Genomic DNA, 25113 nt, shown 5'->3' with positions numbered 1-25113 from the left:
AAAAAACGGCTCCGAAGAGCCGCAACACAAGCGAATGGTTGAAAACTTACTGGGTAGGAAGTTAAAAATCCTCGCATTAAGAACCACTGCTAGCTTTCGCTAATATTCCGAATACTGGATAAAAACCCGATGAAACCTGTAGGTGAGTAACACCGGGGTAAATCAGCTGCAAAGCAGCTAAACTGTTACAAAGTTAAAAACGATTAAAACTGTTCTTCTTCAGTAGAGCCTGTTAACGCTGTCACTGATGACTTACCGCCTTGAATACAAGTAGTGACTTGGTCAAAGTAACCAGTACCCACTTCTTGCTGATGCGATACGAATGTGTAGCCTTTTTCAGCTGCTGCAAATTCAACTTCTTGTACTTTTTCAACATAGTGCTTCATACCTTCACCACGTGCATAGTCATAAGCTAAATCGAACATGTTGTACCACATGTTATGAATGCCCGCTAACGTAATGAACTGGTACTTGTAGCCCATGTTCGAAAGTTCTTGTTGGAACTTCGCAATCGTTGCATCGTCCAAGTTCTTCTTCCAGTTAAATGAAGGTGAACAGTTATAAGCGAGTAATTGGTCTGGGTACTGCGCATGAATTGCATCAGCAAATTTCTTTGCTTCTTCAAGACATGGTTTAGCCGTTTCACACCAAATCAAATCAGCATAAGGTGCGTAAGCTAGGCCGCGTGAAATAGCTTGGTCGATACCTGCATTAACACGGTAAAAGCCTTCTTCAGTTCGCTCACCAGTGACAAAGTCACGGTCATAAGCATCGCAGTCAGATGTCATTAAATCAGCAGCGTTAGCATCGGTACGTGCAATTACCAGTGTTTCAACACCGCTTACATCAGCCGCTAAACGTGCAGCAACTAACTTTTGAACCGCTTCTTGTGTAGGGACTAATACTTTACCGCCCATGTGACCACATTTTTTAACTGACGCTAACTGGTCTTCAAAGTGAACACCCGCAGCACCGGCATCGATCATTGATTTCATTAGCTCAAATGCATTCAGTACGCCACCAAAACCAGCTTCTGCATCAGCAACAATCGGTAAGAAATAATCTGTGTAATTTTCATCACCTGGATTCACTTCTTTGCCCCACTGAATTTGGTCAGCACGACGGAATGAATTATTAATACGTCCCACTACAGCAGGTACTGAGTTTGCAGGGTATAAAGACTGATCTGGGTACATAGTGCCCGCTAAGTTAGCATCAGCTGCTACCTGCCAACCTGAAAGATAAATCGCTTCAATACCCGCTTTAGCTTGTTGTACTGCTTGACCACCTGTTAATGCGCCTAAAGAGTTCACATAACCTTTCTTTGCACCGCCATTAATTAGGCTCCAAAGTTTTTCAGCACCACGCTGTGCGATGGTATTCTCAGGCACAACCGAACCACGTAACTTGACGACTTCTTCTGCAGTAAACGGACGCTTAACACCTTTCCAACGTGGGTTTTCAGCCCAATCCTTCTTAATCGCATCAATCTGTTCTTGACGAGTTAGTTGCTTATTAGTGTTAGACATAGTGTTACTCCTTCCTGTGTAATTCGTTTTGTTATGCTATTTAATGTCGGTATTCACACCCCAATGTGTCATACCATTTCTATCTATTAAGCTTGTTACAGCTTGTTGAACTCTTTAAAACTAAGCTGTTAGTAGCTCGTAACCTGGTAAAGTTAAGAAATCAACCAGCTCATCTGAAGTGGTAATTTCATCAAATAAACCCGCCGCTTGATTAAACTTACCTTGGTTAAATCTTTCGCTGCCAAGCTCTTGCTCTACTGTGCCAAGCTCTTCGCTGAGCATGCTTTTGAACAATGCTTTTGTGACTAACTTTCCGTTTGATAATGATTTTTCGTGTTGAATCCATTGCCAAATAGAAGTACGTGAAATTTCTGCGGTTGCTGCATCTTCCATTAAGCCGTAAATCGGCACACAGCCATTACCTTGGATCCATGCTTCAATGTATTGCAGCGCGATTCGAATATTTAAGCGCATCCCAGCTTCTGTTCGCTCACCAGCACAAGGTGCTAGTAGCTCATCAGCTAAAATGGGTGCATCAACATCACGAGTAATATGTAATTGGTTAGTACCAGTACCTATGTAGTCGTTAAAGATAGTCATTGCAGTATCAGCAAGACCTGGATGTGCAACCCAAGTGCCATCATGACCATTGCGAGCCTCTAGCTCCTTATCGCCTTTAACCTTTTGTAAGATGATTTCATTTTCTTCAGCTGTTTTAGCCGGAATTAATGCCGCCATGCCGCCCATCGCTAATGCGCCACGTTTATGACAAGTCTTAATCAGTAAGCGTGAATAGGCACTTAAGAAAGGCGTATCCATGGTCACAGCTTGTCTATCGGGTAAAACACGATCGGCATGTTTATTAAGTGTTTTGATATAACTAAAGATGTAATCCCAACGTCCACAGTTCAAAGCCACAATATTTGAACGAAGTTCGTAGAGGATTTCGTCCATCTCGAACACCGCAGGCAATGTTTCAATCAAACAAGTACATTTGATGGTGCCAGGCTTTAAACAAAAACGTTCTTCAACAAAAGCGAATACTTTTGCCCACCAGCGAGCCTCAACATGGCTTTCAAGTTTTGGGATATAGAAATAAGGGCCACTACCTTTAGCTAATAACTGGTGGTAGTTGTGATAAAAGTACATTGCGAAATCAAATAATCCACCAGGAATAGCTTCGCCTTTAAATTCAACATGTTTCTCTTTTAAATGCAGACCACGAACGCGGCAAATTAATACAGCTGGATCTTCATCTAAGGTGTAATGCTTACCCGTGTTTTCTGCTGTAAAACTGATATCGCCTCGAACAGCATCACGTAAGTTAATTTGACCTTGAACCACCTTTTCCCAACTAGGTGCTAATGAATCTTCAAAATCTGCCATGAATACTTTCACGTTGGCGTTCAGGGCATTAATAATCATTTTACGATCTACAGGACCGGTAATTTCCACTCTACGGTCAGTGAGATCTTCTGGCATGCCACGAATGCTCCACTCACCATCACGAATAGCGCGAGTTTCTGGCAAAAAATCTGGAAGCTCACCATTATCAATGCGTTGCTGCTTTTGTTTACGCTTACTCAGCAGCTCAGGTACTTCTTCATTAAACTCTTCACACAGCGCAGCAAGTAAAGAAAGCGCGCCATCATTAAAGATTGTTTCTTGGCCAGGGACCTTTGGACCAATTAACGCAAGTTCTGCGCTTGTTGGTAATTCAGTATCAGCACTTGGCTGCGATTTAGCATATTTAGCCACTAATTGTTCTGCTGTCATATTAAGCCCCTTGAGCATAAGTCAGTTTTAAAAAGAGAGAAGCCTGCACATTAAGCATGACTTTATAGATGAAAGCGGGTTGCGCTCTATTTCTCTATCTCCAAAACAAACCTGCCAAAATTTAACCACCAAATGTTTGTTTCGTACTAAAACCTAACCAGAAACGTTTGCATTTGCAACAGCTTGAAATGACCTAAAAACAATCAAAAACATGAAGATAAATTGGTATTACCAAACCACAAAAACCACCAAAGACTTGTTTTAACTAGACTTTTAAATAAAACAAATTATTAACACAATCTTAATGGTAAATTGTCTTACAACTTAACCAGACGCCATAGAAGGTAACTTAAAAGGTAATAAAAAAACATAGTGTAAACTTTAATTTACTTAAATTTTATGTATTTATACCAAAGTAGAATCAAGCTTTTGTTTTGAACTAACCTAAAGGTAAAGCAATCTAACTGATTAAAAACAATGACATAGATAAAGCTCCTTCAAAAGTGGATTCAAACAAGCGTTTTAAGTTGACGTTTACGTTAACGAAATAGCAATAGTAGAATAATTACTCTAGAGCTTGACCGATGTTGCCCGATCAACATCACAGAATTTCTTGGTTTCAATGAAAATAAATCGATTTTTTTTATTAAAAAGTAAAAAAACTGTCATTTTTCGATTTTTGAGCTGAAAAACCATCAAAAACACCGCAGTGACTAGAAGGATTAACTGCACGCTTCAACCATATATTCCCCCTCAACTTATGACTTAGGAGAATATGAGGCTAATTCAGAGGGCGTATGATTTACTAAAGCGTTAATTGAAGAGTTAATTGAAGCGTTAATTGAAGACTTAGTGCAGGGGGTAGCAAACATGATGGGAATAATCAGACATTAATAGCTAGCCTGCATATGGATGAACGAACACAGCTAGTGGTTGTAACCGAGCTTTCATGATCAACAATGAGTAAATTAGTGGTCAAATAAATAGTTAAATGAATAATTAAATGAATAGTTAAAGAAATAGCCAAATGATAATTCACAGCTATTGTTTTGAATGCTTACAACAGCAAGCCCCCAAGCGAAAGCATTGAAAGGCAATACTCTGAATACTTGCGCCTTAGATTGAGTGATTGATTGTTCATGAGTGTGACTGACTGACTGATTGGTTTATTGATTGATTGAGTGAGTACGAACCATAGTCCTCTGACAGGCACAAAGCACACAATACTAACCACAAGAATCTATACACAAGAATCTATACACAAGAATCAAAAGTCTGGAATCAAGAAATAGGCAGCAACAAGAAAGTATCAAGGATAAGTAATGCAGTAACAGCCAACATTGCCACAATAAAAACGATAGATAGCGGTGCGAATAACTAGCATTAAGAATAGAAATAATTGAAACAGCTATAGGTTGGTTGGATTTGTTTTGATATGAGAACTAAGCACGACACTGATACTTAAAAAAAGACATGCCTTACTTAAGACTTAACTACTCGATTTCGACCTTCAGACTTCGCTTTATAGAGCGCATTATCTGCACGATTAAGTATAGGGTCTAGGCTTAAGTCATCGTTAGTTAAATCACTCACCCCAAAACTACCTGTAATCGTAAATTGATGACCAGAGTAACGAGTATTGATATTAGCAAATGCTGTACACAAGCTTTGCGCGCATTCATATGCCAAATCAATATCAGTGAACGGCATAAAGATCGCAAATTCTTCGCCACCTAAACGGCAAACAATGTCACTGGCACGTTTATGTTCAGTAATCGTATCAGCCACCTTTTTTAACGCCCAGTCACCGGTAGCATGGCCGTAACTATCATTAATTTTTTTAAACCAATCTAAATCAATAACAATGACACTAATACAGCCTTGCTGAGCTTGCACTTGAATAAATTCATTCTCAGCTTTTTCGATGCCTGCGCCTCGATTATATAAACCTGTCAACGCATCTATTTGCGCTTGTTTACGGAATTGATTTCGCTGCATCCAAGCTGCTGACAACATCAAGCTCAAAAAAGCCACCGTGCCGACTAATACCGTTGAGAACATAAAAGAAGAGCTTTTTTCGTTATTCAACATACTACGCTGCTTAGCAATCATCTCATGATCTTGTACGAGTTGATTCAGTTCACGAGTTTTCTCTGCAGAATCGAACTTAACCATTTGGTAGGCATTTTCTTTTACTTTTTTCTCATTGATTATCTGCATATCTAAGGCATGAGCTAGAACCTGATATTGATAAGCTTCTTTATATCTACCTTGTCGATTAGCAAGCATTGATAATATTTCACTTACTTTTCTCTTAGGTAACATATAAATAGAATCATTGGGGAGCGCATTGACCAATTCAGCATAATGGGTAGCGGTTTCGAATTCTTTAATATGATAGTGGACTATCGCTAATAGTGCGTTTGTCCTTGATAGTTCGTAGCTGAAATTGAATCTTTGATAAACATTTAAAGCAGTTTCCAACTGCTCTTTAGCCTTACTATATTCACTCATTTCCAGGTTGATTTCAGCTAACCCTTTTAGAGCCATAGCCCCAACAAGAGAAAACTCGTGAGTTTGACAATAAGCGTATGCTTCGTCAAAAGTGGAGGTAGCTTCTTGGTAGAGTCTCAAATTCAAATTGCTGTAGCCTAGTCCTACAAGCCCATAGCAATGGCTTTTAGGTGACTGCTGTTTATTCAAGTCCAATAGTTTCTCAGAAATTCGTTTACTTTCTTTATATGCATCCATGTCTAGGTATACATTTAAAATGCGTAAATATGACTCTAGTTTTAATTCTAGATCTTGGTAGGTTTCTACTCGTTCAAGGTTCTTTCTTAATTCAATAAATGCAGAAGTGTAATTTTTTAGGCCTATATATGAAGTGACCTTATACATATAAGACTGGGTTAATAATATTCTATCTGTTGCCACTTTTTGTACATCATCTAGGCGAATAAGTGCAGTCTCAAAATTGCCTATCATTATTTGTCTTTGGGCATCGATCATCCATAACCTAGCAAGCTGGTCATTATTTAAAATTGAGCTTTTATCATGTAAGGCACTAAAAAGCACTCCCCCTTCATCAGGGGAAGTTTTCATCGTTTTTTCTAATTGCGATAACTCTATATCAATTTGCTGGTCAGTATTGGCAAAAACAAAAGGACTTAGAAAAAACAAAATCAATAATATAAATTTCAAGCCATTAGCCTAGGAATGATGAACAAACAATATTTTAGATTTATCAACATCCCCAATTAATGCACAGACTTTACCTTCATCGCATGACATTACAGCTTCTTGTTCCTCTTTACTCAAGCCGTAATCCTGCATGACTTTTTCAGGCGAGCTTTCATAGGCTTGTTTTAATTTTGCATCCGAGCTTAAATCCGTTAAAAAAGAGCTAAGTTTTGACATAGTAATTTCCATTTTAGTGTTGAAAGGTTTATCCAATATCGCAAGCTTCAATCCCAAGGCGCTTTAATATGTCGAAATTTAAAGCTAATTGCTCCGAGGGAGGTATTAATAATGTACTAATGGTGCTGAGTTCAACATGAGGCAACTGCTCAAGATTGAAACGTTCAATTCTAGGTTTTAAATGAGGTAAGGTAGCAGCTTCGTAAATGACTACCTCATGCTCACGCGGATACCACTGTGATAGATGCTCAACTAAGATCTCTAACCGCTCTGATGTTGTCGAAAATTCAGTTAACGTATGTTCGCCAGCTAACGATATTTGCCACAGGAGTAGATGGGTCTTAGGGTTAGGAATATGCTGATACAACATAAATTGAGTGGCTTCGTAGCTTTGATGTCCGGAAGTGCCAGGATCTATACCTAAATCAGCCCATAGGCACGATTCTGCAGAAATCCCTGGCAGCATTTCAGCTTGATAACCTTCTAATCTCGCCTGCTTAATCGATAAATGCGACACACAAGCAAAAACGCCAGGATGACCATACAAAGCAACAACCACGTTTAAGCCAAGACGTACTTGTTCGAGTATTGCATCGACCATTTGCGAATAAGTATCACGGCGATTTTTCACTTCACCTTTTTGGGCATAGTAAGGCTGAAGTGAGTGATGATTAGCATTTAAACTAACTAGCCATCGTTCAGTAAACCCATCAGGAACCAGCGAAAAAATGATATCTGCATTTTCAATGTAGCTTTTACTTAATACACTGATCTGCCCAGCTAATTGCAGACCGGTACCTACAAATGTCACCTTACCTGCTGATTTTTGAGGTGCCAGTGATTGTTGATTTTTTTTAATTTCTTTTGATGACATCGTTAATCATTATTCTTTTTGTCAAATTAGAGCGAATATTAAGCACGTATCGGGCTATGCAGGTTTATGAATTAACTTAATTAATCAATTTTTCTGTCTCAGCTAAAACCTATTATTCAAACTTATATAATTACTCTTGGATTTACCATATCTTTCTACATTTATGTAACAATTAAGCGCAATTACCTGAGTAATTAGTCAAGTTTACTAAGTTGTGAGGAACTAACTGACAGCTATCCACTCTATTATTCACACAGTTATAGCATCCAACAGTTAATAGCCACTTGTCAGCATAGGGAAGCCTTGGGTATGATGGCGTCAGATTTTTAGGAAATAGCGCAGACAATGATAAACAAAAAACAAAGTCTTACCCTTTTAGGCGCAGTTGCGCTATCAGTATCTTTAAGTGCCTGTAGTGTTTTTGATTGGTTAATCTATAAGCCTGATGTACCGCAAGGTAACTACATGGAGTTACAACAAGTAGAAAAGCTACGTGTTGAAATGACTAAAGAGCAAGCCGAATACATATTAGGTCGCCCAGTACTGCGTGACAGTTTCGCTGATAATATTTGGTATTACGTTTATCACTTTAAAAGTGGTCGTAATGCCAGCGTGACTCACAAAGAGCTTATTTTATACTTCGACGGTGATTTACTCACCAAAGTTGAAGGCGATTACAAATTAAGTGATGACTTTGATACACCACTTAATGAAGGTGCGCTGCCAACCGTATCTGCGCCTGTGGTTGCTCCGTTGCTACCTGAGCAAGAGCCTAACGCCATTCGCCGTGATGCTAAGCCACTGGTTGAAGAAGAACGTATTTCAAAGGAAAATGACGTTCCTAAAGGCGGTAATCAGAATCGGCCAAAAGGCGAGTAACCAAATTATACTCATAAAAAAGCGGACAGCATTAGCTGTCCGCTTTTTTATACGTAAAACTCGTTACATATAGCATTACGCATCAATATCACATGGATAGCTTAAGTTTATAAATTAAAGCTTAGCACCAGTAATTCTGTTGCTGCGCCCTTCCTCTTTGGCTTTTTCAGCTCGCTTACGGCGTACATCTTTAGGGTCCGCAATGAGTGGCCTATATATCTCAATACGCTGACCTTGTTGCAGCACTTCATCATGCTTGGCTTGGCGGCTGAATACTCCAAGTTTGACCTTTTCAAGATCAATTTCAGGGAAAAAACTGACAATATTACTCTGCTTAACAGCCTCAATAAAAGTGGTGCCAGGCATCACACTAATGGTGATAATTTTTTGTTGCGTAGGGAGCGCATAAATCACATCCACAGAGAATGTTTCAACGTCATTTGTCATTGTAAATTACCTTGGCTCTATCGGTAAAAGCCGTCACCATCGAATTCATTAACTCTTTAAATACTCGGCCAAATGCCATGTCCGCAAGCGGGTTTGAAAACTCAAAATTTAAGTCAAACTCAACTTTGCAAGCATCTTCCGTCAACTCAGTAAAACGCCAAATGCCATCTAAGTTTTTAAATGGGCCATTTTCAAGGGCAAGAGACACGGATTTTCCAGGCACAACCTGATTGCGGGTCGTAAACGTTTTACGAATACCCGCTTTAGATACATCAACCGATGCGACCATTGTCTTACCATCAAACTCAAGGACTTTACCGCCCACACAGCCAGGTAAAAACTCATGGTACGACTCAACGTCATTTACCAGATCATACATTTGCATTGCACTGAAGCGTACAAGCACATTTTTTGAAATTTTTGGCATGAATAACAACACTATCGATAACAATCTGCCAATTTTAACACGCTTGAAGTAAAACGCATCCATTACGATTAAGGAATAAACTCGCATCTTTAAGTGGTTTGGGTATAATCCCTTGATTAGTTTATTCTCTCCCCCATATCTGCAGTATGTGAAAACGAGCAGATCTTTTAAATGGGATAACAGCGGGCAGTACACGCGATTATGGTAAAAAAGAATTCGAAAAAATCAAAGAATCCACCCGCTACGATTACACGTAATAAGCGCGCGACCTTTGAATTTAAAATTGAAGAAAAAGTAGAAGCTGGACTTGAGCTACAAGGCTGGGAAGTTAAATCCTTGCGTATGGGTAAAGTGACCTTAGCTGATTGCTATGTTTTCATCAAAAACGGTGAAGCATTCATGCATGGTTGTACTGTTCAGCCCCTCAACACAGCGACGACCCATGTAGTATGCGATCCAGTTCGTACTAAAAAGCTACTAATGAAGCGCAGCGAAATTGATAAACTTGAAGGCTTAATTGAGCGTCAAGGTTATACCTTAGTGCCGCTATCTCTATACTGGCGCAAAAGCGCTTGGGTAAAAGTAGAGATTGGTCTAGGTAAAGGTAAAAAAGACCATGACAAGCGTCAAGACACTAAAGAAAGAGAATGGAAAGTCGAACAGTCTCGCGTAATGAAAAAGAGCAGACTGGACGGATAATATACAAACGATTGTATTTTAGTGGAATACGCTAGGTATTTTAGCGTTTACCCGATACAATCAACAAACTTTGGGGGCGATTCTGGATTCGACAGGATTCACGAAACCCTGGGAGCATGTCGAGGGGCGGTTGGCCTCGTAAAAAGCCGCACTGTTATAGTTGCTAACGACTCTAACTACTCTCTAGCAGCTTAGGCTAGCTAGCCATCTTACCCACGTCTCTCAAATGGGCAGGGATTCAAGATGGTCATATTACATTTGATAGCGAGGGAACTCCGTCCGAGGGTGAACCGCGAAATAGTATCGGACTCGCCAATTGCAATCCTGTCTTTCGGAGTGTACTTGGTTAATCAAAAGAGAGACTAAACATGTAGCGCCTTGGATGTAGGCTTTCTGGACGCGGGTTCAAATCCCGCCGCCTCCACCAAATACTTAAAAGGGCTTAACCGCAAGGTTAAGCCCTTTTTCTTTGTCTTAAGATATAACATTTACGTCTCAAATTATTCAAAACACTTCAATTGATTAACATTCGGCGGCGGGAGCTGAACCCAGATCCATAATTTTCACATAAAAAACACCTGCTTGTTGGCAGGTGTTTTTAATCTAAATTGGCAATAATGCTAATTAGTTTTGTTTTCTAACAAACTTAGATTTAAGCATCATTTGACCGTGGCCATCAACTTTACAATCGATGTCGTGGTCTGCATCTACAAAGCGTTTGATGACCGCTTTAGTGCCAACTTTAAGAACGAGCGAAGAACCTTTAACTTTAAGATCTTTAATCAAGGTTACTTTATCTTCTTCAGCCAGTAAGTTACCGACAGCATCTTTTAAAATGATTGCATCTGGATCGATGATTTCTTCATTCGGGTTCCATTCATGAGCACATTCAGGGCAAACTAATTGTGAACCGTCTTCGTATACATATACAGATTCACATTTTGGACATGGTGGGATAGCGCTCATGGTAATTTCTCTCAATTGATATAAGTTTTCAGGCTGATTAGCCGAAGTCATTCCACTAATAAGCAGAAATAGATGTTTTACATTATACGTAATTTATTGGATCTCAGCCAGTAACAGCACATTACTCGAGTCACAGTTATAACACTGAGATACTAGATTACAACAAGACTGCACCTTTGAGTTTTGCACCTACAAGATAGTAATTCCCCTTACACCTCTGAACAGTACAATTTTTCGCTCACTTGCTGTTGACCCTAGGTCATATTCAGCTCATATTGATACATAATTGTTAATATTTACATCAACTTCTACAACATTTATCGGTTTGTTATTTGGGAGCAGAATATCTTGTTATTATTAGTAAGGCCTAGCCTTTGAGTTTAATTGCTCACTATCTCCATAAATGGAAAATTAGGCTGGGTATCTTTTTTGTGCTTGTCTGTATATGGCCTATTCAAACTTGGGTCATTTCGTTAATGTCCCATGATGCACTCACGCCGTATGAAATTAATCTCACTCTACCCTTATCCGACGAGCTAAATCAGCAATACGGTTTATCCACTTCAAGTCACATAGAAAGCGTGTTTGTCAGTGGCAGTTTCTCCGATTGGCACCCTGACGATGCCTATTATCAAATGCGAGCTAATGGCCACAATCAATGGCAATTCACATTACCCCTTCATCATGGCGACATAGAATACAAACTGGTTTTACAGGTTAAAGGTGAACAAGATCCTATTTGGATTTTAGACCCTTATAACCCGAATACATCAGTTAACCCATGGGGAAACAAGAACTCGTTAATAGAAGTCGCCGATTGGCCAAAAATTGCGTTAATAACTCAATTGCTGACTTTTGCACTGATTGGCTCTTTTCTATTATTTTGCTTACTTGAGCCCTTACTCTATTGGTTGCTGCATTTAAAAATGCCATTGCATCGCAAGCTAATGCTAACCAATTTGTTGATCCTTGTGTGTGCTCAAGTGATTTTTTTCAGTTACCAATTACATCAAAATAGACAGTTAATTAAGCTGAGTGTCAGTGACACCTTACACAATATGCACTTGCTTTTAGCCAGTAACCAGGTTGATATCACTGATTTAACCAGCCAAAAAACGCAAATAGATAAAACCATTAGTCATTTCTTTAACCAAGCGACAACTCGCATTGATAAAAAGCAAACCAGTCTATTTCAAATTACCTTGTCAGACTTTGCGGTTCTCGATAACGATGGCCAGCTGATTTCTTTACATCATAGACAACAAAATGAATCGATTCAGCTTGATAGAGCCACAAAACTGGGATTTAACTCTACCTCAGATTATTTTGTCAAAGGCATGTGGTCCAAGTTAATTCCACTAGCAAAACAAGATGCACTCAATGGCCAGTTAATTACCGCTAAAAGACCGCCAGCCATTCGACATGTTGAAACTAATAAAACGCGCCAAGGAGAATGGGTACTGGGCTTTAGCCAGGTCATGCAGCCTATTATTGAGCGGGGCCAACTGATGGGGTTTTACGGTGGTTCTATTCAAGTGAAGCTTTATGGTGCAGAACTATTAAATACACTTATCTTTCAATTAATGTTGCTGTCTGGCGTATTGGCGTTAGCGAGTTGGTTATTAATGAGTGTAGGTAAAATCGTTACCGCGGATATTTTAACTTTGACCAATTGGACCCAAAAAGTGGTCAAAGGTGACTTAACCCAAAAACTAAAACTGAATAGCCAAGATGAAATCCAGCAACTCGGCGATAATTTTGAAATCATGCGCCAGTCTTTAGCTGAAAGCTTTCATCAAATTGAACAGCAAAACAGTAACCTATTTAAAGAGGCTTATTTTAATAATCTCACTGGGTTACCTAATCGCAAAAAACTCTATGCTGATTTAAGCAAGCATCAAGCAAGTTCTTTGTTGGTATTCAACATTAACAACTTTGGTGAGATAAATGATTTTTATGGCATAACCACTGGCGATACTATCATTCAAAAGGTCGCGAATGGCCTGGAGCTGTCTTGCGCCCCTCACAGCCTTTATAAAACAGGGGCTGATGAGTTTGTAGTACTCATGGCTTGTGACTGCAGTGATCAACAACTGCAACAATTAGCAGAACACATCATTGACCATATCAGTCATCAAGCGATGACAATTGATGGTAATGAACTCTATGTCACCTTAAGCGCAGGTGGAGCACATTGCGTTAACGACCAATATTCTCAATTACATCAACAAGCAGATTTAGCGCGGCGTATTGGTCGTCGTCAGTTCCAGCGATATCGATTATTTACGCCAGATATGTCAAACCCAAAAGCCTTTGAAGCGAACATGCATCAAAACCGAATGTTGGTATCAGCTGTTCAGCATGATTGGGTGACGCCGTATGTGCAGTTAATTAACCCCTTGTCAGCCGATGCACAGCCTAAATTTGAGTGTTTGATGCGAATCTGTCTTGACGATGGCACAGTGCTGACACCTGCGATGTTTATGCAAACGGCTGTACGTTCAAGACTTTATCCTCGGATGATGAAAGCCATGTTAGAAAAGTCATTCTCTCTCTTTAGTCAGTTACCTTATGAGTTTTCGGTGAATATTTCACTGGAGGATATTGCTGATACTGAGCGAGTTGCAGAGCTACTTGAGCTGCTTAAGGCAAACCCGGAGACCTCAACCAGACTGACCTTTGAATTGCTCGAAAGTGAAGAAATCACCAACTATGATTTAGTCCATGACTTTATTGTGAAGGTAAAACCTTTCGGCTGTAAAATTGCCATTGATGACTTTGGTGCAGGCTACTCTAACTTTGTCCATTTAATGAGTCTTGATATCGATGTCATCAAAATTGACGGTTCATTAATCCGCAATCTTGATACCGACACCAAAGCGCAACACTTAGTTGAAACAGTGACCCATTTTGCCAAAAAAATGAACATTAAGACGGTAGCCGAATTTGTAGACTCAGAACAAGTACTCTCACAAGTAAAACACTATCAAATTGATTATGCCCAAGGCTTTTTACTTGGAAAACCGGAAGCCTCGATTGAAGCCGCCTTATCTATCCAAAGAGACAATAGTGCTTAGCCCTTATTAATAAACATTAAGTACTAATTAACTGCAGTACTAATTAAGTGAAGCACTAATTAAGTGAAGCTGTTATGTCCACTTTAAAGCGACATAAAAATGCTGCGAAGTGACGCAGCATTGGGTTTAAGCTAAGGGGATTAATTGTGCGAAATAAGCAAACTAAAGCTAATTCATGCTTTTAGTTACACTAACTCAGCAAGCATGGCATCGTCATAAGCGGTGAGTTCAAGTCCATCGCGCACTCTAGTGACATAATCAGGGTTGGCGATAAAAGCTCTACCGATTGCTAATAAATCAAATTGATTATTCGCAATCGCCTTACTACCTGTTTCGGCGGTATAACTGCCCACCCCCACTAATGTTTGCTGATATTGCTGGCGTAAATAACTAGACGCCGTTCCACCTAAATAATCAAACTCCATCGCATCATCAAATATACCAAGATGTATAAATGCCAAGTGACGGTTTTCTAACTGCTTTAACAGTGTATCGAATACCGCTCTATCACCTTGATTAGGTTCCATATTGAAATATGCACCAGGTGATAAGCGAATTGCCGTTCTATCACTGCCGATAGCTGCAATAATTGCATCGACTACTTCAACTGCAAAGCGCGCCATATTTTCAGGTGTTTCACCGTATTCGTCTGTGCGGTTATTACATGAGTAATGCAAAAATTGATCGATTAAGTAACCATTGGCACCGTGGATTTCTACCCCATCAAAACCCGCTTCGATCGCATTACTTGCTGCTGTTGCGTAGTCACTGACTAGTTGCGCAATATCTGCTTGAGTGGCGGCTTTAGGCTGCTGATAGGTTAATTCGCGATTTCTAGGTATGGTACCTTCGATACCAATATTCGATGCTGAAATCACTTCGCCATTTTGCTCACCAAAAAAGAACGGATGAGCGACACGCCCTGTATGCCATAACTGCGCGAAAATCTTGCCGCCTTTGTCATGTACAGCCTTAGTGACGACTTTCCAGCCTTCAATTTGCGCTTGTGTATATAGGCCAGGGGTATTCACATATCCTTGACCATCGGGGCGGATAATGGTCGCTTCGCTAATGATTAATCCTGCATCGGCTCGGCGGGCATAATATGCTGCCATGGTTGCGGTAGGCACTAAGTTATCATCAGCCATACAACGAGTCAGTGGCGCCATAATTATTTTATTATTCAGGGTTAACGTGTCATTGAGCTTATACGGGGTGAACAAGGTGGCGGTCATAAAATACTTCCTTGATAAAAACGGTTTAACAAACTGAATACGCAAATCAATTTTACTATTCGGCCTGATAACATTCGAACATGAAAAAGCGACTCACTAGTAGTCGCTTAAAAATACGCTTTGTATGTACGTTGTAAATAAAAATTTAGTTCTGAATTAGACTAAATTTTTCTGAGCGTAGACACGTTCACCTAATGAGTTGAGGATTTTACATTCACCATCAAGTACAGCAATAATCGACTTTCCTGCTCTAAAATCATTAGGCAGCATTACCCTGCCCGTTTCGCTTACATCTAAGCCTGTCAACACGGTATTTTTCATTAATAACCCCACAGGAGCCTCATAAAATAATACTGTCACCGTCGCTTTATTTTCGTTATCAGTGGTGGCCGGTTCTTGAATCACTTTTGTCATATTTTTACTCTCTTACCGATGCTAACTACATGCTTACGATATGTTTTTTATATCACTTGTTTCAGTCTAGACGATTATTGTTGCTAATACCTCATTCAAGCAATCAATATCTTACACAAATTTAACACCATCTATGGTAAATTAATCCTAATAATCCTATATCGGCTGATCTGCATCAACTGCAACGCCCATATAGACTAAACAGCTGCGATTATTTTTGTTAGAATCAGCGGCAATTTTTCGAAATTCAAAACGAGATCAAGATGGGAAGAGCATACCAAAACCGCAAAGAATCTATGGCAAAAACTGCCGGCCAAAAAACGCGTATCTATTCGCGCTACGGTAAAGAAATATACGTTTGTGCTAAAAATGGTGGTTTTGATCCTGATGGTAACCTTGCGTTACGCAGCCTAATTACCCGTGCAAAGAAGGATCAAGTCCCTACTCACGTTATTGAACGCGCAATTGAAAAAGCCAGAGGCGGTGGCGGTGAAGATTATGATACTGCTCGCTATGAAGGTTTCGGCCCTGGTGGTTGTTCAGTTATCGTTGACTGTTTAACCGATAACGTAAAGCGTACATTCACTGAAGTTCGTCAAGCATTCGTTAAAAACGATGCAAAATTAGGCGGACCAGGCACAGTTGCTCATAGTTTTGATCATCAAGCGGTATTTGTATTTGCTGGTGACGATGATGAAGCGATTCTTGAATTATTAATGATGGCTGATGTTGATGTAACTGACGTTGAGTTAGAAGATGGCATGATCAGCGTATTCGCGCCTATTACTGAATTCAGCAAAGCACGCATTGCTTTGACCGAAGAAATTGCTGACATCAACTTTGAAGTTGAACATATTACTTTTGTACCTCAAGCCATGACTGAACTGACTGGTGAAGATGTTGAAACCTTCGACAAATTCATTAACGCGTTAGAAGATTGTGATGATGTACAAAACGTTTACCATAATGCAGAAATTAACGATTAATCTGTGAGTTTCTTGCAATAAAAAACGCAGTCATTTGACTGCGTTTTTTGTATCTAACTCATATTAGCTTGATTTACTTAAGATCCATTTCTTGGACTCGTTCATAAGCAATTTCAGGCGCTGTGACTTCTGGTTTGGCGTGCAAATCAGCTTTTAGCTGACCTTTTCGATGCTTTAATGCTGCATCAAGTTTTTTGCCTGCACTTGAAAGCGCAGGGTACATAACAGGGTCTGAGGCTTTGGCGGCTATACGACTTCCTTCATAATTTGTCGTGATTTCAACTTCAAATTCGCCGTGTTCTTTTGAGATGATGATATCGAGTGATATTAACGTTGGGAAATGGCTGGCAATTTTAGTGAACTTTGCGCTAACGTCTTCTTTTACAGTATCTGTAACATCAACATGGTGACCTGAAAGATTTATTTTCATAGATAACTTATCCTTTAATAATATAGCTTGGCTATATACTTCACTTTCTAGCAGATATTTGTGCTTACATAAGTAGATTTGGGGGCGTATGTCCTAGATCACAAGGGTAATCGCATTAATCATTGTTAACTTAATAAACAACCTGCTTCCATTTTCATACTTATGTCATTTATTTAGTTTACAGCTTTAGTATAGACATAAAACCACAACAAAATCTGCAACTTTTGTCGTCTTTACGCTGAATTTGTATTTATTGTCATTTTTCAAACAATTAAGCGCACTTTTTGATTGTTTTTCATTCTATTAGCCGTGATAAAGTTTGTGATAGATTGTTCATGTACGGTTTATCCGCCAATACAGATGCAATAATGCTCAGGGTTAAAGCTGTAAGCGTTGATAGTATTAACCACAAATACTGAATAAAACGACTATTACTCTCTCAATAAAAAGCCCAGCTAAAGCTGGGCAATAAAAGTGAAGCCTATAATAACTAGGCTAATATATACTCTTCATTACTGGTTTAATTCACCGAAGTAACGCTCAACACTGGCGAGCTTGAACTTGGCCCAGTAACCGTAAAGCGATAAGTCCCCGCTGTTGCCACATCAAACAGCATGTTTGCGCCTTTTGAAGCCAACGTTTTCATATCGCCTTCAACAACAGCTTCTTCACCTGCTATCGCGCCCAAATCAACAGTTGACCAATCTCCGGTAGCAATCTTAAACTCTGCATTACCCGCTTCTAAAGCGATATCAACAGTGTAAACAGATGAACCTTGATAGCTCAGGGCATCAACTTCGCCCCAACCATTCATTCCGCCACGAATATACACAGTATTAGTGCCAAACATTTCTGTTTTATTGACAGTTAACATTGGCTCTAAACGATTACTCATATCAAAAGTAAAAGTGTACATTTCTTCAGTTTCAAAGTTGAGACTCATATTCGTCCCAGCAACCGCTAACGCTTTGGCAGCATCTAAGGTCACTGCACCATTATCATCTAAACTGCCGTAATCAACTGTAGACCAATCACTTGAGGCAACTTTAAATTCATGGTTTGCAGCTGATACCAATATTTCTGCTTGGTAAATACTGCCGCCCATGTAAACCAATTCATTGGTTTCGCCCCAACCATTCATGCCGCCACGAACATAAACACTCGTGCCGACGAAAGGCTCTTCGTTGTATACGGTGAGTACTGGGTTATCTTTATCTGCTGCATTAAGTGAGAACACATAAGTGGCATCTGTTGCTGCTGTAAAGCTTAAGTTAGCTCCGCTTGGGGCAAGTTGCTCTGCAACATCTTCTTCAACGCCAGCTTCAGCATCAGATACGCCGCCAAAATCAACGGTGCTCCAATCTGCTGAGGCAATTTTAAAGTCATAGCCACCAGCGGCTAAAGTAATGGCAACGCGATATTCACCACTACCAATATAAGTAAAGCTATCCACTTCACCCCAGCCGTTCATGCCACCACGAACAAACACTTCTGTGCTGCCATATGGCACAACATCTGGCGCACCCGCTGTAGCATTAGCACTTAAACCTGTACCTTGTGTATCACCCTGATTTTTAACAAATACAGCGGTGGTATAAGCAGGGACAGTAAACGTACCTTCTTCAGCACCCTCGCTAAAGTTGGCACTTTGCACTGTGGTGTCAATCGACATAGATAAACTAGGATGCAAACTAAACCCAGATGCTGTCGGCACTGTATGAGACTGCTCATTTTCACTGCCGTTGATCATCACGACCATGGCATCAACTGAAGGATCTATATCAGTTAAATCAGCACCATCATCAATACTCATCACAATCACGCCCTGAGTCTGATTTTTGCCAATATTATGGAAACCAACACGGTCAATAATGTCTTGCTCAGTCGTTAAACGCAGTAATGGGCTCGTTTTACGTATAGATAAAAACTCATTAAAGACGTTAGAAGCAAACTCAATTTCAGACATAGAAGGGGCTGAATTAGGATTACCCGCAAGCGCTATAATTTGCTCCATTTTCTCAGCATTATCTTGCTCTAACGGTAAGCCTACATTCCAGTTATTGCTGCCTTTAGTAAAGTCGACCCAGTTAAACCAATCGCCGGAATCATAAGTATTTCGGTCTAATGATTTTGAGCGCAACATGTCACCACCCATTTGTAAAAATGGAATACCTTGGCTCATTAATGGAATCGTAGCGGCAATATTTTGCACTCGTACGCGGCTATCTAACGATAAACCAATATCATTTGAACACTGTAAAATATCCCATAGAGTTTCGTTATCATGCTTTGATACATAGTTAATACTGTCTGCAGGATCTAAGGTGTAACCTGTTGGCTGTGAGTTCCAGCTAAAGCTACTCCCGGTGGCAGTATTGCCGTTAAAGTCTTTTAGTACGTAGTTTTGTAAGTTACCTGCCATTGATAAGCGCAGAGTATCTTGGTCACGCAGATAATCGTCTTTTTGCTCTAGTGCAAATAAAGCCCCCCCTCGAACGGCCTCACGAATGCGGTCATTGTAGGTACCGACTTCACTGCCTGCCATATTGGCTTGAGTGGCCTGTTCGAACAATCGATTATCGGCGACTTCACCAAAGTTCCAACCTTCACCGTAGAAGTAGTTATCAGCATCCACCGCTTGAACGGCATCACGGGCGGCTAAAATACTGCTTTTAGGCATATGTCCCATGACATCAAAACGGAAACCATCAAAGCCATATTGTTCAGCTAAAATCACCATGGAATCAGAGACAAACTTATCCATCATTCGATGTTCAGTTGCCGTATTATCGCAACAGGTTGATGACTCAATATTACCGCTAATTTCGTTATAACGGTGGTAATAACCTGGCACGACTTTATCGAGCACTGAGTTATCCCAAAGCCCAGATGAACTGGTATGGTTATACACCACATCTAACACGACTCTTAGCCCTAACTCATGTAAAGCTAAGTTCATTTCACGCAGTTCTTTTACACGAGCAATGCCATCGGCATCGCTAGCATAACTGCCTTCAGGTGCAATAAAGTGCTGAGGGTCATAACCCCAGTTAAAGCTGTCATAACCGCGCATAGCTTCAACTAATGCTTGAGCATCTTTTGAGCCTGGTAATGCTCCTTCTAGGATTGATTCAATTGTGGCTGATTTATCTTGGGTAACACAGGCATCTGCATTATCTTCAATCTTGTCACACAAGGTGCCTAAAGTGTCTGTTATATCAACTCGCTCTGCCGGATCTTCATTAACAGTAGCGATATCATTAACAGGTAATAAATGGAAATGAGTCACGCCGCTTTCAGCTAATTTACGCAGATGCTCAACAGGTGCACTACCCTCTTCAGTAAAGGCTAAATATTTGCCACGATTCGCTTCTGAAGTGCTTTCATCACGCGCACTAAAGTCACGTACATGCCCTTCGTAAATCACGATATCTTCAGGGTTTGCTACCGTCATGACTTCGTGGTCATCCCAACCTTCTGGCTTTAAATCATCGTCACTTAAATTAATAAATTGACTATAGCGGCCATTGGTTGACACATTCAGAGAATAAGGGTCCGTTGATTCAAGTGTTTCAATAGCTTTAGTTACAGGATGGAAAACGGTGAGTTCGTAACGGTAATACATTCTGTCTAAGCTCATATCACCGTTAAATGTCCAAATCCCCGTTTCAGCATTTAAGGTCATCGACTCAGTGTTGGTTAAGTTTTTAGCTGCATCATAAACGTTCAAATTCACCGTCTGAGCTGTTGGTGCCCAGACTTTCGCCATGATGTTACTGCCATCATAGATTATGCCTAAGTCAGCTTCATCAGCATCATTCTCACCAGCGGTGTAAAGTGCATCAAGTACTTTAGCGGCTTGCACATGGGTTGCAGCAACAGGTTTGTTGTCGCCATCATAAGCCACCATGACTAACTGGTTTTTAGCGACCATTTTAGCTTCATCAGCACTAAAGTTTGCTTCATAAGCTGGCCAATCCGCTAAATGCGGTACTAGGGCTTTTTGCGCATCAGTGAGTTCACTAGTGACCACTTCAACTTGTGTGCCACTGATATTGCCTGCGATATCGCTCTCAATACCTGCGGTTGCAGAATGATGAATGACAAACTTTGCAATTCCGTCCGCTGACTGATTCCATACAAAAGTATTTTGATCTAACCAATGGGCACTTGCCCCCTCAATAGAGAAACCGACATCCAATATAGGGAAGTTATAGACATCAGGAGTGCCATCAATTGTAAAATTAGCGCGATCAAATTGCGCCTCTATTGCAGTAGAATCTTCATAAGCCTTGAGGTTAACCGACAAATCACCTGCAGATAACGCCTTGGTATCACCATCATGGATAATAAATTGGGCACACTCTGAGTACCCTTCTTTAAGATTAAGGATCCAATAAGCACCGTAGTTTTCATCAACACCATCAAACAGGTGGCCATTACTCCATTCTGTGGAGTCAAACGGTGGGGCATAGCTATTACAGGCATCGTTATTCCAAGTATGGAGCCTGTATGCCGAATAATTCGGATTCGTTTCGGTGTTATTATTATCCTTCAAGCGGTTGTAATATAGAACAGCTTGATTTTCACCAGCTAAAACCACAGGTAAAGGTAAACTGTCGTTATAACCAACAATACAAGCTTCATTTTTGGCATCAGGGAAAGTCGGTGCTTTACACACTTTTGCTGGCGGAGCCACACATTCAGTGCCTGTAGAGTTGGGAATGTTTGGCGAACTACAAGTCAATAATACCTCACCTGGTTCTGATGATTCACTACCACAGCCTGTCAATGCTGTGATACTAGCTGCAACCGCAGTCAATTTTATTATTTTAGAAATACTCATCATGAGTGGGCTCTCCCCATTGAATATGTTTTTATCAAACGTGATACTTGGTGTTTATTCTCTTGATTTTCTTTCAAGTGATTACATTGCATAAGTGAACCCCAAATAATATTCACGCCCAAAATATTGAATCGTTCCTGTTTTTTGCTGGGTGCCAAAATAACTTTTGGTGGGTTCATCGGTTAAATTGTTTACTTGAAATAACACACCTAACCCATCTGTGACTTGATAAGACGCTTGATAGTCAATGACTGTTTCACCATCAAAGTTGACCACTTGCTCATTAATCGCCACTTGTTCTGACACAAACTCATCGCGATAACGCGCACTCACTCGGGTTTCAAACCCTTCATAGGAATAGAACAGTGTTGCATTAGCAACGTTATTAGATAATCCAGGTAATGATTGAATCGTTGTATCACCACCTAAACTGGTGATAGATTCAACCTCTGATTCGGTATAGGAATAACTGGCATTAAAGCCTAAGCCTGACCAAGCATCAGGTAAGGTTGAAAATACTTGGGTATAAGCTAATTCCAGGCCGCGAATGTAACCACCGTTAGCATTATTTACTGCGGTGGTATAAGTGCCGTTATAGGTGGGTACACGGGAATTATTATCAAGCTCTTTGTATTCTGGGACATTAAAGCCATTCCCTGCAAAATCGAAATCAGTGATACCAATGGTATCAATGAATGAGTCAATATTTTTGTAGAATACTGCGGCAACTATCGCACCGTCATCAAGGTAGTATTCATAAGATAAATCATACTGATCGGCATAAAATGGTTTTAAGAAAGGATTGTTAGTACTGGAACCATTGATTTCGCCATCATCTGAAACCGTTGCACTAATATCGCCAGCAAGACGATTAATTGGCGGGCGAGACATCACTTTTGCCGCAGCAAAACGCACTTGTGAGTCGTCAGTAACTTTGAAGTTTAAGTTAATTGATGGTAGGTAATCGGTGTAATCCACACCTTGTACCGTAGGTGCATAGTTTTGATTGATAATGCCTATGTCGTCTGTAATGTTTTGCGCACCTAACTCAGGCTCCCCACCGACATTTTGCAACATGGTTGCTGACTGGTCAGTGTTAACCACACGCACGCCAAAGTTACCCGTTATAGGCAAGCTGCCTATTTCTAGATCGATATTAGCCATCACATAACCAGAAAAGACCTCTTCGTATACCTCCCCGCTTTGCAGCATGGTCCATGAGTAACCATTTTCATAACCTTTCGCGTCAATGACTCCAGCAGAATTACCCCAAGTTTGTACAGGTTGCGGTGTGCCATCAGGGAACCATGCATTGAGCGCTTTATCTACATCAATCGCTAGATATGAAGGGAAGTAACCAAAGTCCCCTTCCCAGTCGACCACTGTGGCCATTTCATCAGTTAACCTAAGTGGTGGTTGCGATTCAGAAAAGGCATTATCAGCACCATATTCAAATACCGAGCGATCATTTGAGTAGGTACGATCAGAGTAGCGACCACCAAACTCTATACTTGAGATAAAATCATTATCAAGTTCATAGGTGAAATCTAAACGAAATGCAGTTAATTCATCCTCATTTACAAAGGGGTAAATACCGTATTTACTCACCATCACTTTATCTATATTTGAAAAGTCATCAGCCTGATTAAAACCCACATCAGGTAGATTTAAACCATTAAGTAGATAGTTGATTGCCACATCATTATCAAATATGGGTGAATCGATGGTGGCATCTTCTGCAACGTTAGACCATAGCAAACCATTACGGAAATCACTTTTAGCTGACGATAACGACACATCTAAATTTACATTTAAATTATCAGTGACTTGCCAATCAGCATTGATGCCAAAGCTGTTTACTTCATCAAAATCTTGATTGTCATCGTTGACGATTTCAACGCGAGTATTACTGTCTTTTGATTTACGCCCGAAATTACCACCAACCACCGCATTACCATCTAATACAGGGTTATGAATATTGGCATTTTCACCATCAAGTTTTACCCTAAAACCACGAGCAAAAGCTTCACTATCAAAACGAGAAATAAAAGCATCTGCCTTCAGGACAAAGTTTTCAACAGGTGCCCACTCAATAGCCCCCATGTAGCCATTTCGGGTTTCAACACCGCCTAAATGTTGTAACTCGAAGCCTTCACCTAGGTATTCTTTATGGACATTGCTCATGTCACCGTCATCGCCAACAGGCCCATTAGTATCATTCTCTAAGCCATCAACATCTAACGAGCCATTATAAGCAAAGCCTACAAATTGCGTCGCGACGCTGGGTTGCTCAAGCCTTGCATATCCAACAGCCACCCCTAAGGTATCTTCTAAGAACTTACCTTGATACGAGAAGCTTAAGCGATGACCAAACTCTTCTGCGCCAAACACTTCGTCAGCGCGGTCGTTATACATGCCACGAACATTAGCTGTAAAGTTGTGTTGTTTTTCTTTGCTTAATGGGCTGACGGTAGTAAGTTCAACCGTACCCGCTACACCACCTTCGATGAGTGATGCTTTTGGCGATTTATAAACTGCAGCTGAACTGATTAACTCTGAAGGATATTGGTCAAACTCAATACTACGTGAACCACTTGTCGATACCTGCTCACGCCCATTTAAAGTTGAAAAGACAAAGCCTCCAGACATACCACGAATATTGATTTCTGCCGCTTGGCCACCTGTACGTACCGCTGAAATCCCCGGTAGTCGCGTTAATGCATCAGCCATTGATACATCAGGCAGTGCACCTAAGTCATCTGCTGATAGTTGCTCAGAAACGGTATCCCCATAGCGTTTTGAGTTGAGAGAATCAATTAAGCTGCGACTATATCCAGTCACATTAATCCGTTCGATATCTGTGTCTTCTTCCACAGCCTCAGGGTTAGATTCTGCTAACACATTGGTAGGTGCCGTGCTTTCAGTCGCTTGGACTTCAACATCAGCTGTTGATGACTGGACTGATTGTGTTTTTACCTCATCGGCTGCCAAAGCCTGACTAGGAGTTAATATAAAACTGACTCCTGCCGCCGCTAGCGCTAGCGATAAAACACTAGGTTTACAATTGAACATTGAGTTTCCCCTCACCTTACTGACTTTATAGTCACCCAA

At 40.4% G+C, this 25113-nt stretch carries 17 protein-coding genes and 1 other RNA gene; 5 read left to right on the top strand and 13 right to left on the bottom strand.

The features are described from left to right. Positions 1-203 precede the first annotated feature (203 nt). The 5 genes from aceA to AB4153_RS08645 all read right to left on the bottom strand — a co-directional run bounded on the left by aceA (position 204) and on the right by AB4153_RS08645 (position 7596). Positions 204-1529, bottom strand: coding sequence for an isocitrate lyase (gene aceA, locus AB4153_RS08665; protein ID WP_102528875.1), 1326 nt, complete (start codon positions 1527-1529; stop codon positions 204-206). 120 nt (positions 1530-1649) lie between these two features. After that, complete coding sequence (aceB, locus tag AB4153_RS08660) at positions 1650-3305, bottom strand: malate synthase A (protein WP_102528876.1); 1656 nt, start codon at positions 3303-3305, stop codon at positions 1650-1652. Between the two features lie 1482 nt (positions 3306-4787). Continuing rightward, on the bottom strand, positions 4788-6506 hold the full coding sequence (locus AB4153_RS08655; protein WP_371997062.1) for a diguanylate cyclase: 1719 nt from the start codon (positions 6504-6506) through the stop codon (positions 4788-4790). Between the two features lie 9 nt (positions 6507-6515). Further along, a complete protein-coding gene (locus AB4153_RS08650) occupies positions 6516-6722 on the bottom strand; it encodes a hypothetical protein (protein WP_153913335.1) in 207 nt (68 codons plus the stop codon). Between the two features lie 28 nt (positions 6723-6750). Beyond that, entirely contained in the window at positions 6751-7596 is an 846-nt protein-coding gene (locus tag AB4153_RS08645) for an SAM-dependent methyltransferase (RefSeq protein WP_303517335.1), read from the bottom strand. 345 nt (positions 7597-7941) lie between these two features. On the opposite strand from AB4153_RS08645, the gene AB4153_RS08640 reads away from it, so the two are divergent. After that, on the top strand, positions 7942-8475 hold the full coding sequence (locus tag AB4153_RS08640) for an outer membrane protein assembly factor BamE (protein ID WP_229370091.1): 534 nt from the start codon (positions 7942-7944) through the stop codon (positions 8473-8475). A gap of 114 nt (positions 8476-8589) precedes the next feature. Here AB4153_RS08640 and AB4153_RS08635 read toward each other — a convergent pair whose 3' ends face one another. Both AB4153_RS08635 and AB4153_RS08630 read right to left on the bottom strand, forming a co-directional pair. Next, positions 8590-8922 (bottom strand): RnfH family protein, encoded by a 333-nt coding sequence (locus AB4153_RS08635; RefSeq protein ID WP_371997060.1) that lies wholly within the window; start codon positions 8920-8922, stop codon positions 8590-8592. Beyond that, complete coding sequence (locus AB4153_RS08630) at positions 8912-9349, bottom strand: type II toxin-antitoxin system RatA family toxin (protein ID WP_102526513.1); 438 nt, start codon at positions 9347-9349, stop codon at positions 8912-8914. Before AB4153_RS08630 ends, AB4153_RS08635 begins: the two co-directional genes overlap by 11 nt. A gap of 201 nt (positions 9350-9550) precedes the next feature. On the opposite strand from AB4153_RS08630, the gene smpB reads away from it, so the two are divergent. Both smpB and ssrA read left to right on the top strand, forming a co-directional pair. Continuing rightward, positions 9551-10048 (top strand): SsrA-binding protein SmpB, encoded by a 498-nt coding sequence (smpB, locus tag AB4153_RS08625; RefSeq protein WP_102526487.1) that lies wholly within the window; start codon positions 9551-9553, stop codon positions 10046-10048. 72 nt (positions 10049-10120) lie between these two features. Continuing rightward, positions 10121-10475: a transfer-messenger RNA gene (ssrA, locus tag AB4153_RS08620) on the top strand. Positions 10476-10672: 197 nt separating this feature from the next. On the opposite strand, the gene AB4153_RS08615 is transcribed toward ssrA, so the two are convergent. Continuing rightward, complete coding sequence (locus AB4153_RS08615; protein ID WP_102526514.1) at positions 10673-11014, bottom strand: zinc ribbon domain-containing protein YjdM; 342 nt, start codon at positions 11012-11014, stop codon at positions 10673-10675. 431 nt (positions 11015-11445) lie between these two features. Here AB4153_RS08615 and AB4153_RS08610 point away from each other — a divergent pair, with 431 nt between their 5' ends. Then, a complete protein-coding gene (locus AB4153_RS08610) occupies positions 11446-14091 on the top strand; it encodes an EAL domain-containing protein (RefSeq protein ID WP_371997058.1) in 2646 nt (881 codons plus the stop codon). 185 nt (positions 14092-14276) lie between these two features. On the opposite strand, the gene AB4153_RS08605 is transcribed toward AB4153_RS08610, so the two are convergent. Beyond that, complete coding sequence (locus AB4153_RS08605) at positions 14277-15326, bottom strand: alkene reductase (protein ID WP_371997057.1); 1050 nt, start codon at positions 15324-15326, stop codon at positions 14277-14279. Between the two features lie 156 nt (positions 15327-15482). Further along, positions 15483-15740, bottom strand: coding sequence for a TIGR02922 family protein (locus AB4153_RS08600; RefSeq protein ID WP_102526490.1), 258 nt, complete (start codon positions 15738-15740; stop codon positions 15483-15485). 263 nt (positions 15741-16003) lie between these two features. Here AB4153_RS08600 and AB4153_RS08595 point away from each other — a divergent pair, with 263 nt between their 5' ends. Further along, the gene (locus AB4153_RS08595; protein WP_102526491.1) at positions 16004-16726 is read left to right on the top strand and encodes a YebC/PmpR family DNA-binding transcriptional regulator; all 723 of its coding nucleotides are present in this window, start codon (positions 16004-16006) and stop codon (positions 16724-16726) included. A gap of 73 nt (positions 16727-16799) precedes the next feature. Here AB4153_RS08595 and hpf read toward each other — a convergent pair whose 3' ends face one another. The 3 genes from hpf to AB4153_RS08580 form a co-directional block, all read right to left on the bottom strand. Next, the gene (gene hpf, locus AB4153_RS08590) at positions 16800-17156 is read right to left on the bottom strand and encodes a ribosome hibernation-promoting factor, HPF/YfiA family (RefSeq protein WP_102526492.1); all 357 of its coding nucleotides are present in this window, start codon (positions 17154-17156) and stop codon (positions 16800-16802) included. A gap of 520 nt (positions 17157-17676) precedes the next feature. Beyond that, a complete protein-coding gene (locus tag AB4153_RS08585) occupies positions 17677-22005 on the bottom strand; it encodes an alpha-1,6-glucosidase domain-containing protein (RefSeq protein WP_371997055.1) in 4329 nt (1442 codons plus the stop codon). A 78-nt stretch (positions 22006-22083) separates the two neighbouring features. Further along, a complete protein-coding gene (locus tag AB4153_RS08580) occupies positions 22084-25074 on the bottom strand; it encodes a TonB-dependent receptor (protein ID WP_371997054.1) in 2991 nt (996 codons plus the stop codon). Between the last annotated feature and the right edge of the window lie 39 nt (positions 25075-25113).

The organism is Shewanella sp. 10N.286.52.E4 (genome assembly GCF_041468785.1).
Classification (GTDB): Bacteria; Pseudomonadota; Gammaproteobacteria; order Enterobacterales; family Shewanellaceae; genus Shewanella; species Shewanella electrodiphila.
The sequence above is the reverse complement of the archived record's forward strand: the minus strand, read 5'-3'. Positions and strand labels throughout refer to the sequence as shown.

Excerpts from the sequence above, each read along its gene's own strand:
- aceA (WP_102528875.1), bottom strand. The coding sequence starts at position 1,529 with ATGTCTAACACTAATAAGCAACTAACTCGTCAAGAACAGATTGATGCG.
- aceB (WP_102528876.1), bottom strand. The coding sequence starts at position 3,305 with ATGACAGCAGAACAATTAGTGGCTAAATATGCTAAATCGCAGCCAAGT.
- AB4153_RS08650 (WP_153913335.1), bottom strand. The coding sequence starts at position 6,722 with ATGTCAAAACTTAGCTCTTTTTTAACGGATTTAAGCTCGGATGCAAAA.
- AB4153_RS08645 (WP_303517335.1), bottom strand. The coding sequence starts at position 7,596 with ATGTCATCAAAAGAAATTAAAAAAAATCAACAATCACTGGCACCTCAA.
- AB4153_RS08640 (WP_229370091.1), top strand. The coding sequence starts at position 7,942 with ATGATAAACAAAAAACAAAGTCTTACCCTTTTAGGCGCAGTTGCGCTA.
- AB4153_RS08635 (WP_371997060.1), bottom strand. The coding sequence starts at position 8,922 with ATGACAAATGACGTTGAAACATTCTCTGTGGATGTGATTTATGCGCTC.
- AB4153_RS08630 (WP_102526513.1), bottom strand. The coding sequence starts at position 9,349 with ATGCCAAAAATTTCAAAAAATGTGCTTGTACGCTTCAGTGCAATGCAA.
- smpB (WP_102526487.1), top strand. The coding sequence starts at position 9,551 with ATGGTAAAAAAGAATTCGAAAAAATCAAAGAATCCACCCGCTACGATT.
- AB4153_RS08615 (WP_102526514.1), bottom strand. The coding sequence starts at position 11,014 with ATGAGCGCTATCCCACCATGTCCAAAATGTGAATCTGTATATGTATAC.
- AB4153_RS08605 (WP_371997057.1), bottom strand. The coding sequence starts at position 15,326 with ATGACCGCCACCTTGTTCACCCCGTATAAGCTCAATGACACGTTAACC.
- AB4153_RS08600 (WP_102526490.1), bottom strand. The coding sequence starts at position 15,740 with ATGACAAAAGTGATTCAAGAACCGGCCACCACTGATAACGAAAATAAA.
- AB4153_RS08595 (WP_102526491.1), top strand. The coding sequence starts at position 16,004 with ATGGGAAGAGCATACCAAAACCGCAAAGAATCTATGGCAAAAACTGCC.
- hpf (WP_102526492.1), bottom strand. The coding sequence starts at position 17,156 with ATGAAAATAAATCTTTCAGGTCACCATGTTGATGTTACAGATACTGTA.
- AB4153_RS08585 (WP_371997055.1), bottom strand. The coding sequence starts at position 22,005 with ATGATGAGTATTTCTAAAATAATAAAATTGACTGCGGTTGCAGCTAGT.
- AB4153_RS08580 (WP_371997054.1), bottom strand. The coding sequence starts at position 25,074 with ATGTTCAATTGTAAACCTAGTGTTTTATCGCTAGCGCTAGCGGCGGCA.